Source organism: Psychroserpens sp. (assembly GCF_036960315.1).
Taxonomy (GTDB): domain Bacteria; phylum Bacteroidota; class Bacteroidia; order Flavobacteriales; family Flavobacteriaceae; genus Psychroserpens.
This window is the reverse complement of the sequence record NZ_JBALVR010000008.1, coordinates 180655-196777: the sequence shown is the minus strand read 5'-3', so window position 1 is coordinate 196777 and position 16123 is coordinate 180655. Positions and strand designations below refer to the sequence as shown.

At 36.1% G+C, this 16123-nt stretch carries 13 protein-coding genes; 10 read left to right on the top strand and 3 right to left on the bottom strand.

Features of this window, described 5'->3' with window-relative positions; all coding sequences use genetic code 11:
• The 6 genes from acs (at position 1) to V7719_RS14130 (ending at position 7686) form a co-directional block, all read left to right on the top strand.
• The gene (acs, locus tag V7719_RS14155) at positions 1-1908 is read left to right on the top strand and encodes an acetate--CoA ligase (RefSeq protein ID WP_335730580.1); all 1908 of its coding nucleotides are present in this window, start codon (positions 1-3) and stop codon (positions 1906-1908) included.
• Positions 1909-1916: 8 nt separating this feature from the next.
• Positions 1917-2531: a DUF2306 domain-containing protein gene (locus V7719_RS14150; protein ID WP_335730579.1), complete on the top strand. Its 615-nt coding sequence runs from the start codon at positions 1917-1919 to the stop codon at positions 2529-2531.
• A 15-nt stretch (positions 2532-2546) separates the two neighbouring features.
• The gene (locus V7719_RS14145) at positions 2547-2696 is read left to right on the top strand and encodes a hypothetical protein (RefSeq protein WP_335730578.1); all 150 of its coding nucleotides are present in this window, start codon (positions 2547-2549) and stop codon (positions 2694-2696) included.
• 76 nt (positions 2697-2772) lie between these two features.
• Entirely contained in the window at positions 2773-3777 is a 1005-nt protein-coding gene (ahr, locus tag V7719_RS14140) for an NADPH-dependent aldehyde reductase Ahr (RefSeq protein WP_335730577.1), read from the top strand.
• A 243-nt stretch (positions 3778-4020) separates the two neighbouring features.
• Entirely contained in the window at positions 4021-5082 is a 1062-nt protein-coding gene (locus V7719_RS14135) for a proline iminopeptidase-family hydrolase (RefSeq protein ID WP_335730576.1), read from the top strand.
• A 225-nt stretch (positions 5083-5307) separates the two neighbouring features.
• Entirely contained in the window at positions 5308-7686 is a 2379-nt protein-coding gene (locus V7719_RS14130; RefSeq protein ID WP_335730575.1) for a hypothetical protein, read from the top strand.
• 81 nt (positions 7687-7767) lie between these two features.
• Here V7719_RS14130 and V7719_RS14125 read toward each other — a convergent pair whose 3' ends face one another.
• A complete protein-coding gene (locus V7719_RS14125) occupies positions 7768-8973 on the bottom strand; it encodes a multidrug effflux MFS transporter (protein ID WP_335730574.1) in 1206 nt (401 codons plus the stop codon).
• 120 nt (positions 8974-9093) lie between these two features.
• Between V7719_RS14125 and V7719_RS14120 the strand changes: the two genes are divergently transcribed.
• From V7719_RS14120 to V7719_RS14105, 4 genes are all read left to right on the top strand, one after another.
• The gene (locus V7719_RS14120; RefSeq protein ID WP_335730573.1) at positions 9094-10863 is read left to right on the top strand and encodes an ABC transporter ATP-binding protein; all 1770 of its coding nucleotides are present in this window, start codon (positions 9094-9096) and stop codon (positions 10861-10863) included.
• Positions 10864-10902: 39 nt separating this feature from the next.
• Complete coding sequence (locus tag V7719_RS14115; protein ID WP_335730572.1) at positions 10903-11349, top strand: DinB family protein; 447 nt, start codon at positions 10903-10905, stop codon at positions 11347-11349.
• A 6-nt stretch (positions 11350-11355) separates the two neighbouring features.
• Entirely contained in the window at positions 11356-11883 is a 528-nt protein-coding gene (locus V7719_RS14110; protein ID WP_335730571.1) for a GNAT family N-acetyltransferase, read from the top strand.
• A 78-nt stretch (positions 11884-11961) separates the two neighbouring features.
• Entirely contained in the window at positions 11962-13050 is a 1089-nt protein-coding gene (locus V7719_RS14105) for an amidohydrolase family protein (RefSeq protein WP_335730570.1), read from the top strand.
• Here V7719_RS14105 and V7719_RS14100 read toward each other — a convergent pair whose 3' ends face one another.
• On the bottom strand, positions 13051-14592 hold the full coding sequence (locus V7719_RS14100) for an acyl-CoA carboxylase subunit beta (protein ID WP_335730569.1): 1542 nt from the start codon (positions 14590-14592) through the stop codon (positions 13051-13053).
• Between the two features lie 91 nt (positions 14593-14683).
• A complete protein-coding gene (locus V7719_RS14095; protein ID WP_335730568.1) occupies positions 14684-16123 on the bottom strand; it encodes an acetyl-CoA carboxylase biotin carboxylase subunit in 1440 nt (479 codons plus the stop codon).

Genomic DNA, 16123 nt, shown 5'->3' with positions numbered 1-16123 from the left:
ATGAGTAACTACAGTATAAAATCCTTAGAAGAATATTTTCAGGTCTATAGAAAATCAGTACAAAACCCTGAAGTTTTTTGGGAGGAAATCGCTGAAGAACATTTTATCTGGCGAAAAAAATGGAATAATGTACTCCGTTGGGATTTTTCAAAACCAGAAGTCAAATGGTTTGAAGGTGCAAAACTAAATATTACCGAAAATTGCTTAGACAGACATTTACATACCAGAGGTGATAAAACAGCTATTCTTTTTGAGCCTAACGATCCTAAAGAAGGCGCACAACATATTACGTATAAGCAATTGCATGAACGTGTATGTCGATTTGCAAACGTACTAAAAAATCAAGGAGTTAACAAAGGGGATCGCGTCTGTATTTATTTGCCTATGATTCCAGAATTGGCTGTTTCAGTATTGGCGTGTGCCAGAATAGGTGCTATCCATTCTGTCGTATTTGCGGGATTTTCAGCGAATGCTTTGGCAACTCGGATTAATGATTCAGAATGTAAACTAGTCATTACGAGTGATGGATCGTATCGTGGTGCCAAAACCATAGATTTAAAAGGCATTGTAGATGACGCTTTAGAGAGTTGTTCTTGTGTCGATTCTGTTCTGGTGGCTAAGCGAATTAATTCAGATATCAACATGAAAGAAGGTCGCGACTTATGGTTGCAACCACTTTTAGATGAAGCCTATCACGATTTTCCTATAGAAGTGATGGACGCAGAAGACCCATTATTTATCTTATATACATCTGGCTCTACTGGTCTACCAAAAGGAATGGTGCATTCTACCGCGGGATATATGATTTATAGTGCATATACCTTTAAGAATGTATTTCAGTATAAAGAAGAAGATGTGTATTGGTGTACTGCTGATATAGGATGGATTACAGGTCACAGTTATATTGTATATGGACCATTGGCTAATGGTGCAACAACTGTTATGTTTGAAGGTGTACCGAGTTATCCAGATTTTGGACGCTTTTGGGAGATTGTAGAAAAACATAAAGTCACTCAGTTTTATACAGCACCAACTGCAATTAGGGCTTTAGCAAAAGAAGGCGTTGCCCATTTGGAAAAATATGATTTGAGTTCTATAAAAGTCTTAGGAACTGTAGGAGAACCTATTAATGAGGAAGCTTGGCATTGGTATGATGATAATGTTGGAAAGAAAAAAGCACCAATTGTAGATACGTGGTGGCAAACCGAAACAGGAGGTATTATGATTACACCAATTCCGTTTGTAACACCTACCAAGCCAACCTATGCAACCTTGCCATTTCCAGGGATACAACCAGCCTTAATGGATGAAAACGGAAAAGAAATCAGTGGCAACCAAGTCGATGGTCGCTTATGTGTAAAATTCCCATGGCCAAGTATGGCACGAACAATCTGGGGAAATCACCAACGGTATAAAGACACCTATTTTTCAGCGTTTAAAAACATGTACTTCACAGGTGATGGCGCTTTGCGTGATGAAGTAGGCTATTATAGAATTACAGGACGTGTGGACGATGTGATTATTGTTTCAGGACATAATTTAGGAACAGCGCCAATTGAGGATGCGATCAACGAGCATCCTGCAGTAGCCGAAAGTGCGATTGTCGGATTTCCACATGATATTAAGGGCAATGCTTTGTATGGTTATGTGACACTTAAAGATGTTGGTGAAGGACGAAATCACGATAATGTGCGTAAAGAAATCAATCAGATTATTACTGAGCAAATCGGACCAATAGCTAAACTGGATAAAATTCAATTCACTAATGGACTCCCTAAAACGCGTAGTGGAAAAATCATGCGTCGTATTCTTCGGAAAATTGCTCATAAAGATGCTAGTAATCTAGGCGATATTAGTACCTTATTAAATCCGGAAGTGGTTCAAGATATTATGGATAATGCGTTATAAATTATACAATGACTAAAAAAATTGGTTTTATCATTTTTGCGATTCTCTGTATCTCCGTAGGATTGTATCCTTCAATTTACTTCATGATTGATGGGACTTTTGGTCTCCTCGAATCTAAAAGTGATGTATTGCTAAGCGATACCTTTTGGAATATTGGATTCTATACTCATATTCTCTTAGGTGGTTTGGCTTTACTTATCGGTTGGATGCAGTTTAGTAAAAAGTTAAGAACCAAAAATATAAAAGTACACAGAACAGTAGGGAAAATCTATATTGTTTCAGTTTTGTTTAGTGGCTTAGCAAGTTTGTATATCGCCTTTTTTGCAACAGGAGGTATCATATCTATTTTAGGTTTCATGGGTTTAGGCATCGTTTGGTTATATAGCACAACGATTAGTTATATGTCTATCAAAAACGGAAATGTTATAAAACATCAAAAGTTTATGATTTATAGTTATGCAGCGTGTTTTGCTGCAGTGACTCTAAGAATATGGCTACCAGTATTAACAATTCTGTTTCAAGACTTTATACCAGCATATAGAATTGTTGCTTGGTTGTGTTGGATTCCAAATATTATTGTTGCGTATTTTATTGTGAAACGCTTAGGATTAAATAAAGCTTAAAAAATCTAGTACATTATGGCAAAGCCAAAAGGACAAAAAAACGGAAATAATAAAGCCAAGCACTCTAAGCTCATGGCTCAAAAAAGGAATAAACTCAAATCCGAAAAAGAGCTCAGAAAAGAACGCTTAAATGCCATTGTGAAAAAAGCAAAAGAAAGCTCCTAACGAGTCATTATCATATTTTTTAGTTGAATAGTTTGTAACTTTATATTCTAAAAAAATACTTCAAAAAAAAGAGTTTATGAAAGTTAATGCATACGCAGCAAAGGAAGCAGGATCACAATTACAAGAATTTCAATACGAATTACCAACACTAGGCAATGAGCAAGTCGATATCAAAGTTGATTATTGCGGACTTTGTCATAGTGATATGAGCATGATTAATAATGAATGGGGTAACTCGTCGTATCCATTAGTTCCTGGTCACGAAATCGTAGGTGAAGTTACGGCTTTAGGTAGTCAAGTAATGGGACTCAGCATAGGAGATAAAGTTGGTTTGGGATGGTTCTCAGGCTCATGTATGCATTGCAATCAATGTATGGACGGGAAACAACATTTATGCGGAAGTGCAGAAGGGACTATTGTGGGGCGTCATGGTGGATTTGCAGATCATGTTCGCGGACATTGGTCTTGGGTAACGAAATTACCAGATGGCATTGATATGTCAAAAGCTGGCCCATTATTTTGTGGCGGAATCACTGTTTTTAATCCCATCGTATTATCAGGAGTACAACCTACAGATAAGGTTGGTGTTATTGGTATTGGCGGTTTAGGACATATGGCACTCAAATTTTTAAAAGCTTGGGGTTGTGAGGTAACAGCCTTTACATCTAATAAATCAAAAACTGAAGCGCTCAAGACTATGGGAGCTCATAATGTTGTGGATTCTACAGATTCTGAAGACTTAGCAGGTATTGCTGGTACATTAGATTTTATTTTAAATACAACCAATGTCAAATTAGATTGGAATTCGTATTTAACATGCCTTGCACCTCAAGGAAAATTGCATACGGTTGGTGCTGTTTTAGAGCCCATGGAAATCCCTGCTTTTAGCTTGATAATGGGTGAAAAATCGGTTGGAGGTAGTCCTCTAGGTAGTATTGCATTAACACGCAAAATGCTAGAGTTTTGTGTGCGTCATGATATTTATCCAACAGTTGAAGAATTTGACATGGCAAATGTCAATGAGGCAATTCAACACTTACATGATGGAAAAGCTAGATTTAGAGTCGTTCTAAAAGCCTAGTACTGTCATTCTATAATTGAAGTAAATTTTAATGCCCTTATGTTTTATAAGGGCATTCCCTTTTGCTTTTTGGTCGTTGAGCGCAGTCGAAGTAATAAAAGCAAAACGTCGTGCTCTCGCAAGTCGCTATCGAAGATGAGCTCCAACAAGTGCTCCATCACTAATGAGGAAAAAAACACATAACGCAATCAAGACGATTGTGTTATTTATTTTTCCATAACTTAGTGACTAAATCCTAGACCAATGAAAATCAAACGATCACTAATAATACTTGTTACGGTGTTATGCTTCAACTGTAAAGATAATCACTCTCACGATTATGATGAAGTGCATTCGCCTATAGAAGCTTATTTAATGCCAAATCCGAACGATCAGTTTCTTGGAGGAATTAGAATGATTCCCATAAGCACTCCAAAAGGAGATTTTAAAGTTTGGACCAAACGTGTCGGCCAGAATCCAACGATGAAAGTTTTATTATTACATGGCGGACCAGGAATGACACATGAGATATATGAGTGTTTCGATGGTTACTTTCCGCAGGAAAATATTGAGTATTACTACTACGATCAATTAGGGTCCTATTATAGTGACCAGCCAAAAGATCTATCGCTCTGGGATTTAGATCGTTTTGTTGAAGAAGTAGAACAGGTGAGAATCGCATTAGGTTTAAATAAAGATAATTTCTACCTCTACGGACAATCTTGGGGCGGAATTCTTGGGATGCAGTACGCTCTAAAATATCAAGATAATTTAAAAGGTTTAATCATTTCCAATATGGTGGCTTCCATACCAGAATATCAAAAATACTCAGATGAGGTATTGGCTCCTAAGCTAGACCCAGAGGTCTTAAAAGAAATTATGAGCTATGAGGAAAAAGAAGATTATGGGAACGAACGTTATTTAGATTTAATCGTTAATAACTACTATACGGAGCATGTGATTAGAATGCCTGTTGATGAATGGCCAGATCCTGTAAACCGTGGATTTAAACATTTAAATCCCGATGTCTATGTGACCATGCAAGGTCCTAGCGAATTTGGAATTAAAGGTGATGCTACACTCAAAAACTGGGATGTTACCAAAGAGTTGCATACGATTACAGTACCAACATTAACGATAGGCGCAACACACGATACCATGGATCCAGAACATATGAAATGGATCTCTACCGAAGTCAAAAACGGTCGCTTTCTCCTATGTCCTAATGGGAGTCATCTCTCGCAGTTTGATGATCAAAAGGTATTTTTTGAAGGCTTGATCGATTTTATTAAGGATGTGGATGATGGGAGTTTTAATCAAGACTAATTAAGTACACACATACACTTTCCGCTTTAATGTCCTTATAGGTTCACAAGGAAAAATACGTATATCTACGTGTTGACTATTGATTATTTTATTCCGATATTTATGTATTATCTATAAATAGATTTATAAGTGTTTATCATACCTTTTTAAGTAGATAAAAATAACTTGTGTCGTTTCTTTTTGCACACAGTTTTAATTTTATAAAGTCTAGCTAATTCACGAATTATGAAATACATTTCCGCTCCTACAGAAAAAATCAGTTCTTGGTTTGTTTTCTTGCTTAAAGAGATGCAAAACCGCATGATGTCAATTATCTTTATTCTGTTGATATTTATGCTATTATGGTATGTGCCACAAGTAAATGATCTTATATTAGTTCTAAATCAAACTTGTAATCATTGGTTGGCTGTACCCATGTTCTTTACATCATTAATTGTATTTGCTTTCTTTATTAGTGCAACAGGAGATTATTTTTCACCACCTGATATTAAATTTAATAAACATGGTGCTTTTCCTGATTATTACAGTGAGAGTATCAAGTATTTTAAATTGCCAAAAGATGCCAAAGAGGTGTTCCTTGATAAAAAGAAAAACGAATTAGCGGAAAATATTGAATTTAAAGAAACTCGCGGACAATATATAAGACGTGTGTTTCCTAAGGTATTAGGCTCTATTTTAATTTTGGTTGCCGCTTTTGCAATTAATCATACGTTTGCCGAGGTCTATAACGGAGAAGACATTGTGATTGGTGGTGATTGGAGTTTTATTGTTGTGTTAGCTTTAATGTTTTTGATGGTCAATCAGAGAATTGCTCAGTGGGTAACAGCTCTTATTTCAAGAGTGCCTATAATTACTAAATATGGGCCAATTGCAATAGTGTTATTGTCTTTTATACTGATTGTTATTTTAGGCTTTTTGAATCAAGGAGGAACAAGAGGTGATTCAATTCGCTTGTTTTATGCACTTATTTTGTTGACCGTTTTATTCTTAACCTTAACACTTTCCTATAATTCATATATCCTTTTTATAAAACGAAAAATTGGAGGTAAACTTATTATCGTTTTTATTGGTGTTATTCTTATATCCTATATTATTCTTTTCTTTAATCCACTTGGATTAGAAATGTTTACACCAATATCTATAACAATGATATGTGTTATTGGAATCTATACATCGCTGAATATTTTAAAGATTATTGGTCATAAAGTAAACTTGCCTATTCTTGGTTTATTTTTAATGGTTTCAGTTGGTTTGGCAATTTACAATGCTAACAAACTTAACTTTAATCATTATGAAGCGTCATCAACAGATGTCGTTAATAATAAACCATCAGATCGTCTGAGTTTAAATGAATACAGTAATCAATGGGTTAAAGATCGACTCGATTTAATAAAAGCTCAAGATTCATTAAACCCTTTTCCAATAATTATAGTATCTGCCGAAGGTGGAGGATCAAGAGCTGGTCTCTGGTCATTTTTAGTACAGAGTTATTTGTTTGATAAAAACCCAGATTATTTTGAGAAATATTTGTTTTCAATGACTGGTGCTTCAGGTGGAGGTGTTGGTAATAATATGTTTTATGCCCAGGCTTATGAGCTTCTTGAAAACCCATCAGCTAAGCCTTTAAAATATAGAAACTGGTCTCCAGAATTCAATTGTGACGAAGATGATTCTGGTTTTGAATACAGAGCAAGCACTATATATAATCAAGATTATTTGTCAAGCTCCGTGGCTAGCGTCATGGGAAGAGATTTATTTAAGAATATTACAGATATAGGAACGTTTTGTGACCGTGGCGCTTTATTGGAGTTCCAATGGGAAGAACAATATAAAAAAACATTTGAACGCACAGACAATCCTCTTAAAGCTGCCTATTTGGATTTAATGCCAAAGAAAGGGGAGCACACCTATATCCGCCCTTTAATTATTACTAATGTTACAGAACTGCAATCAGGAGAGCGTGTTGTCATTAGCCCAGTTTCTGTAGCATCAGACACAAATAATATGGCTGCCTTTAGGGACCTTTTAGCTATATATCCAGATCAAAACAGAATGATTAAACGATCTACAGCAATGTCTATGAATGCTCGTTTTCCTTATCTGAGTCCATCCGCTAGAATTACTGGTGTCGGACAGTTTGGAGATGCTGGATATTATAATAATATAGGAGGAGACGTGAGTGAACGCCTTAAAATTGCTTTGGTGAAAGCGTTAGATTCTGTTAATAGAATCGATAGTACATTTCAGAACAAGTACGTTATCAAAAATTTGGTAATCTCTAATTTTTCAGAAAAGCCAGATAAAGTAGTTTACAGTACTCAGTTACTTGCACCTCTATCAACCATTGCAAGTGCTACTTTTGCACATCCAAAGGAGAGTGAGAAAACATTTGCCAATGCGATAACGATTCAGTCAAAACGAGTGGAAATTCCTATGGACGAGTCCTCAATGAATAAGCTTATACAAACACTATCAGATAGTGATGGTAAAATAGAACCCGTGATTCCTTTAGGACGTTATTTGTCGAGGGCTGCTGTACGCTCACTTGAGTTTCGACTTAAAGAAGTTGAAGACAATTTAAATACGGTGGTACCAAAGAGCTAATCTAATTAGATGTTGGGCATTACCTTTTGCTGAAAAAGCAAAATGTCGTGCTCTCACCAGTCGCTATCACTAATGCGAAAACTACGCCTTTATCAAACTACGCCTCCGCTTCAAAATCAAAAATAATACCAAAGACAAGACACCAAAAATAGAGAACCCAATAAATAAAGGCAGTACAGAAGTTTTTACAAAACTTCCAATATAGTTGGCAATAGGAACTGCCATGACTGTAGAAACAAATCCGTTAATAGCAGCACCAATGCCAGCAATATGTCCTAAAGGCTCCATTGCGAGTGCGCGCAAATTTCCGAAGAGAAATCCAACAGCAAAGAATTGCAATAAGAAAAATGTGATCAATACATAGACACTTGGGTTATTTCCTGAATAGAATAACACAACATATAATAAGGATATAGCAGCATAAGCGATAGTGGCATAATAGGCTATATTAAACGAGCCAAACCTGATAACGAATCTGCTGTTAGCAAACGTAGCAAAACCTACAGAAAAGGCTGTACTCGCAAATATATACGGAAACAATTCTCCTAACTGATATTGCTCTTGAAAAATTTGTTGTGACGTACTTAGATACACCATAAAAGATCCTGTGATAAATCCGGAGACTAAAGTGTAGGCTATGGCTTCTTTATATTTTAAAAACTCTCGGGTTCCTGTAATAAAAATCGAAGGGGAGAATTTAATTTTATTGGTTTCATCAAGTGTTTCTGGTTGACGCTTCCAAAACCATATAACGATGAGTAAACCAATGATGAGGTTAGCATTAAAAATTGCTTTCCAATCGAAAAAATCTAACAGTAATTGTCCAAGTGTTGGTGCAACAATAGGCACCAAAATAAAGAACATCACAATGATAGATAATATCTTAGCCATAAAATCACCACTGTAGGTATCACGTGTCATAGCAATTGCAATCGTTCTAGGAGAGGAGAGCCCTATCCCTTGAAAAATACGACCAATAATCATGACTTCAAAGTTGTTTGTTGTTACACAAACGATACTTGCAATCACAAATATAGCAAACCCGAAATAGACCATAGGCTTTCTTCCGAAGCTATCAGATAAAGGGCCAAATATCAATTGCCCAAATCCTAAACCTAAAAAAATCATGGTAATCAATAATTGATTATCACTAGGATCTGTAACACTAAGTGCTTCACCAATTTGAGGTAAAGCTGGTAATAATGCATCAATTGATAGTGCCACAATCGACATTAGGGATGCCATGAGTACAACAAATTCAATCTTAAAGGTTGGTTTCTTTTGCATCGTGCAAAAGTACGAGAAAACAAAGAGTATTTGTCGTCAAAATATGAATTAACAAAAGATTGACTTTTCAAAAAACAGAGTACGAATTTCAAGTGTATCTTTGTAACCTAAAATTGAAACATGCAGCATTTAAAAACTCCAGATATAAAAGACAAAAGGAAACCAAAAGTCACCTTAAAACAAGCATTTATAACCATCATTTGGCCAAGACGAAACCTAGTATTTTTAGGTTTAATACTTATAATTATTCGCAGTTTAGCAGGCTTTGTTTTACCACTACAAAGTAAAGTGTTGTTAGATGAGGTTGTGCCTGGAAAAGATTACAGTCAATTATATACATTAATAGTAATTGTGATTTCGGCTATCTTAATTCAAGCAATTACTTCTTTTTTATTAACTAAAGTCTTAAGTATCCAAGCACAGTATTTAATAAGTGAATTACGTGCACAGGTTCAAAAGAAAGTCTTGTCCCTACCGATTAGCTTTTTTGATAATACAAAATCGGGTGCGTTAGTATCTCGGATTATGAGCGATGTTGATGGCGTTAAAAACTTAATTGGTACAGGTTTGGTTCAACTTGTTGGTGGAACATTTACAGCTATTCTTACATTGGTTATCTTATTGAAAATGAATGTTTGGATGACACTTTTTACATTTATACCATTATCAATTTTTGGAATTATAGCTTTAAAATCTTTCAAATATATTCGCCCAATTTTTAGAGCTAGAGGTAAAATTAATGCTGACGTTAAAGGACGATTAACAGAGACTTTAGCTGGTGTTCGTGTTATAAAAGCGTTTAATGCTGAGGATCAAGAATCAAAGATTTTTGAAAAAGGTGTTAATGACATTTTTATAAATGTAAAAAAGAGTTTAACAGCAACAGCTATTATGACAAGTTCATCAACGTTTTTAATTGGTTTAGCAACCGTAGGAATAATGGGAATTGGAGGACATTACATGATTAAAGGAGAAATAACACCTGGTGACTTTTTGCAATTTACATTTCTATTAGCATTTATGGTAGCTCCAATTGTTCAAATGAGTAATATAGGTAGTCAGTTGACTGAAGCTTTAGCAGGATTAGATCGTACTGAAGAACTCATGAGTATGACTGCGGAAGAAGATGATGCCAATAGGACCATAGAACTAGAAAACTTCAAAGGTGAGTTAGAGTTCAACGATGTATCTTTTGCTTATGAAGAAGGTAAAGCTGTATTGTATAATATTAATTTTAAAGCAGAATCAGGTTCGGTAATTGCATTAGTTGGTAGCTCTGGTTCAGGGAAATCTACGATTGCAGGATTATCGGCTACATTTCTGAACCCTAAATCGGGAACAATCACTATTGATGGTGAAGATTTGTCAAAAGTAAAACTGAAAAGTTTCAGAAAGCATTTAGGAGTCGTATTACAAGATGAGTTTTTGTTTGAAGGTACGATTCGTGAAAACATTATGTTTCCAAGACCGAATGCATCCGAAGCACAATTACAAGCAGCAGTAAAAGCAGCTTACGTTAATGAATTTACAGACCGGTTTGATGACGGGTTAGAAACGTTGATTGGAGAAAGAGGAGTGAAGCTATCTGGCGGACAACGACAACGTATTGCTATTGCTAGAGCTATTTTAGCTGATCCTAAAATTATTATTTTAGATGAAGCAACTTCCAATTTAGATACCGAAAGTGAGGCACTCATTCAAAAGAGTTTAGGAGAACTTACAAAAAACAGGACCACTATTGTTATTGCACACCGTTTGAGTACGATTCGTAAAGCTGATCAGATTCTGGTAATTGAAAATGGGAAAATAGCAGAACGCGGAAATCATGATGAATTAATCGCTTCAGAAGGTAGATACTTCGATTTGTATACGTACCAAGCTAAGATTTAATATTTTTAAATAATTTTATACAATACTAAAAGCAAGCACATGATTATTGAAACGTTAATTAAATTATTCAAGAGAGATTTAAATACTTTAAAAAAGGAAATAGCACAGTATAAAGATGAAAAGAATCTTTGGCTAGTTCCTGAAGGTATTTCAAACTCTGCTGGAAATTTATGTCTGCACCTCATTGGAAACCTTAATCATTTTATTGGAGAGACCTTAGGAGATTCAGGTTATGTTAGACAACGTGATTTAGAATTTTCTTTAAAAGATGTACCTCGAACTGAATTAATTAAACAGATTGACGATACGATAATTGTTGTTGAATCTGTACTCAATGGTTTAACTGAAGCCGATTTACAAAAAGAATATAAACGTCGTGTTTTTGAAGATACGATGACTACAGAATACTTTCTAGTTCACCTAACGATGCATTTAGCCTATCATCTCGGACAAATAAATTACCACAGACGATTATTGGATAACTAATTAACTATGACTTTCAATCATTTTAAAATTGACCTATTGCAACCTAATGAAAGCGAGGCCCTTTTCAACTTGATTGATAGTAATAGAGTGCGTCTTGAAGATTTCTTTGCAGGTATAGTGTCTAAAACACTTACTCTTGAAGCGACTATAAATTACGGTGTTGAAATCCAACAGCGAATAAAAGATAAAAGTTATTTGCCTTACATGATAACAGATACTAAGACTAATGCTTTTGTTGGGTTAGTCGATGTAAAAAATATCGATTGGAATGTTCCGAAAGCAGAATTGGGCTCTTTTATAGATACAAAGTATGAAGGTCAAGGCATCACATCTAAAGCAACGAATCTTGTTGTAGATTATATAGTACAAAAGCATAAATTTATCAAACTCCTATGTCGCGCAAACAGCAGAAATAAAGGAAGTATTGCAGTGATTTTAAAAAACGGTTTTGAACTCGAAGGTACTATTCGCAATGACTATAGAACAACCAAAGGCGAAATCGTAGATTTAAACTATTATGGTCGCGTGTTTTAATGGTTTAGTGTTAAACACTTGCTAAATCTATAGTTTAATCGCTTCCGATGTGTAACTTTAAAACATAAAATACCACCAATGAAAACTAAACTTTATATTCTATCTGTGCTATTATTTAGTACTTCATTTATATCATTTTCTCAAAAGATGTCTTTTGAAGATTATAATCCGAAGTCAACATTAGTCGTTCCTGGGAAAGTCATCAAACGCGCTAAATTTCCTTTTATTGATGTGCATGGTCACCAATACCAAATGCCAACTCAAAATTTAGCACCTGTAATTGCGGCTATGGATACATTGAATATGGGAATCATGGTCAACCTCAGTGGCAGAACGGGAGATGACCTTATAAAATCGGTTGCTAATATTGATAAGAACTTCCCAAACCGCTTTGTGGTTTTTTGTAATATCAATTTTGAAGGTGCAGGAGCAGATGGTTGGATAGAAGAAAAAGTAGAGCAATTAAAAGAAGATGTAAAGAATGGTGCTCGTGGACTTAAGGTATACAAGAGTCTTGGTTTACGAAATAAAGATGATAATGGTAAGCGTTTAGCAATTGATGATGCGCGCTTAAATCCGATTTGGAAAACATGTGGCGAACTTGGAATTCCAGTGTTGATTCATGCTGCAGATCCGAAATCGTTTTGGGATGAATTTGATGGCGATAACGAACGTTGGTTAGAATTAAAAACACATCCACGTCGTAAGCGTGATGCGAAAAACCCTGCACCTTGGGAACAAATTATTCAAGAACAACATAATATGTTCAAAGCGCATCCTAATACCACATATATTAATGCGCATATGGGTTGGTTTGCGAATGATTTAGGAAAGCTTGGAAGATTACTAGACGAAATGCCAAATATGAATGTCGGCATAGGCGCTATTATTGCCGAACTAGGAAGACAACCTCGTTTTGCAAAAGCCTTTTTTATAAAGTACCAAGATCGTATTCTCTTTGGAAAAGATAGTTGGAAACCAGAAGAATTTCCTACCTATTTTAGGATTTTAGAAAGTGCTGATGAATACTTTCCATATCATAAGAAATATCATGCCTACTGGCCAATGTACGGTTTAGATTTGCCTGATGAGGTTCTTAAAAAAGTATACTATAAAAATGCTTTACGTATTGTTCCTGGTTTGGATAAAAGTAAATTCCCAAACTAGTTATAATGGAATATTCCCATGCTTACGCTTAGGTCTATCAACTTCTTTGTCTTCTAACATTGAAAATGCTTTAATTAATTTTCGTCGTGTATTCTTTGGAAGAATCACCTCATCAATAAAACCACGTTCGGCTGCGCTATAAGGATTTGCAAAAAGTTCAGCATATTCGGCTTCTTTTTCTTTCCATTTGGCATCTTTGTCTTCAGCAGAATTAATCTCTTTTTTGAAGATAATTTCCGCAGCACCTTTCGCTCCCATAACAGCAATTTCAGCACTTGGCCATGCAAAATTCATATCGCTACCAATATGTTTTGAGTTCATGACGTCATAGGCTCCACCATAAGCTTTGCGTGTAATAACTGTGACTCTCGGAACAGTAGCTTCACTAAAAGCATAGAGCAATTTTGCACCATGAACAATAATACCATTCCATTCCTGGTCGGTTCCTGGTAAAAATCCTGGGACGTCTTCCAAAACAAGTAAGGGAATATTAAAACAATCGCAAAAACGCACAAAACGCGCTGCTTTTTTTGAACTGTTGACATCCAATACACCAGCTAAAAACATAGGCTGATTGGCAATAATTCCAATACTTCTTCCGCCTAAACGCGCAAAACCTACGATGATATTTTCAGCATGGTCTTTGTGAATTTCGTAAAAGGAATCCTCGTCAATAATCCCTTTAATCACCTTATGCATGTCATAAGGCTTATTTGCATTATCAGGAACAATCGAAGATAAACTATCTCTGATTTCATCTCCTAGTTCATAGGGGAGTAGATCAGGCGCTTTTGTGTTATTTTGAGGTAGATAACTGAGTAAGGATTTCACGTCTTCTAAACATTCTACATCATTAGGTGACGTTTTATGGGCGACACCAGATTTTGTTGAATGTGTGCTTGCGCCTCCAAGTTCTTCGCTGCTAACTTCTTCATTAGTAACTGTTTTCACAACGTTAGGCCCAGTCACAAACATATAACTCGTGTCTTCGACCATAATGGTGAAATCGGTCATTGCAGGAGAATATACAGCACCACCAGCACAAGGACCCATAATTGCAGATATCTGGGGAATCACTCCTGAGGCTTGAACGTTGCGATAGAATATATCTGCATAACCACCAAGTGAACGAACCCCTTCCTGAATTCTCGCACCTCCAGAATCGTTTAATCCAACCAAAGGAGCGCCAACCTTAACAGCTAAATCCATTATTTTACAGATTTTCTCTGCGTGCGTTTCCGATAAAGAACCACCAAATACAGTAAAATCTTGAGCAAAGATATAGACTAAGCGCCCATCTACTGTACCGTAACCAGTAACGACACCATCGCCATAGAACTTTTGATTTTCCATTCCGAAGTCTTTGGTTCTATGCGTTACTAAAGCACCAATTTCTTCGAAAGAGTGGTCGTCTAAGAAATACATAACACGCTCTCTAGCTGTCAATTTCTTCTTTTGATGTTGTTTATCAATTCTAACTTGTCCGCCTCCTAAATAGGCTTGTTGAAGTTTTTCGTTGAGGTTTTTTATTTTTGAATCCATAGTTGTTTTCGGATTTTGTCATTCTACGCTGCGACGCAGAATCTATATTGTTTTTGGATTCCCCATCATGTGCGGAATGACAATTAATTCTTTAATTAGGTAATCTTAGTAGTTTCTGTTCCTCTAAATAGCATTGCACAGCAATTAGGGCAGCGATTTTTGCTTCCGTTTTTTGTTGATCTATTAAGTTTTCAGGAGCATAATAACGTTTTACAAAATGCGTATCAAAATTCCCACTTCGGAACGCGTCATGTTCACAAACATAAGTACCAAATGGCAATGTGGTTTGAATACCTTCAATGTGATAATTATCTATGGCTTTCAGCATCAGTGAAATAGCTTCATCACGTGTGTTTCCATAGGTGATTAACTTCGAAATCATTGGGTCATAATAAATCGGAATTTCCATCCCTTCTTCAAATCCGTTATCTACACGAATGCCCTTACCTTCAGGTAATTTATAGGTTTCTAATGTGCCTACGCTTGGTAAGAAATCATTTAGTGGATCTTCAGCATAGACACGTAGTTCTAAAGCGTGACCATGAATTTTTATGTCGTCTTGAGTATAGGGCAATACTTCGCCACGAGCCACACGAATTTGGAGTTCAACCAAATCGGTATTGGTGATAATTTCAGATACAGGATGCTCTACTTGTAAACGCGTATTCATTTCAAGGAAAAAGAAATTATGGGCATCATCCAACAAAAACTCAACGGTTCCTGCGCCTACATAATCACAGGCTTTAGCTACTCTTACCGCAGCTTCACCCATTTGAGCACGAAGCTCAGGTGTTAAGACAGTTGAAGGCGCTTCTTCAACTACTTTTTGATGACGACGTTGGATGCTACATTCACGTTCGAATAAGTGAATGATATTTCCGTGAGTATCTGCCATCACTTGTATTTCGATATGTCGAGGTGAAGTGACATACTTTTCAATAAATACAGAGCCATCGCCAAAGGCATTAACGGCTTCGCTTATAGCGCGATTCATTTGAGATTCAAACTCAGAAACTTTTTCTACGATGCGCATGCCTTTTCCACCGCCACCAGCAGAAGCTTTAATTAGAATAGGAAATCCAATCGTTTCAGCTATTTTTTTAGCTTCAGGAATATCTGTAATGGCTTCGTCTGTTCCGGGAACCATAGGGATATCATAAGCTTTAACCGCTTCTTTTGCAGCTAATTTACTGCCCATGATTCGAATAGCGTGTGATTTTGGACCAATAAATGCAATGTTATTGGCTTCACAAAGCTCTGCAAAGTCTGCATTTTCACTGAGGAAACCATAACCTGGATGAATACCATCGACGTTTAAACTTTTAGCGACTTCTATAATTTTCTCACCTAATAAATACGACAGACTAGAAGGTGCCTCTCCAATAAGGACAGCTTCATCAGCATATTTTACATGCGGAGAATGTCTATCAATGGTAGAATAAACAGCAACGGTTTTAATTCCCATTTTTTTTGCAGTTCGCATGACGCGAATCGCAATTTCTCCCCGATTGGCTACTAATATTTTTTTCAT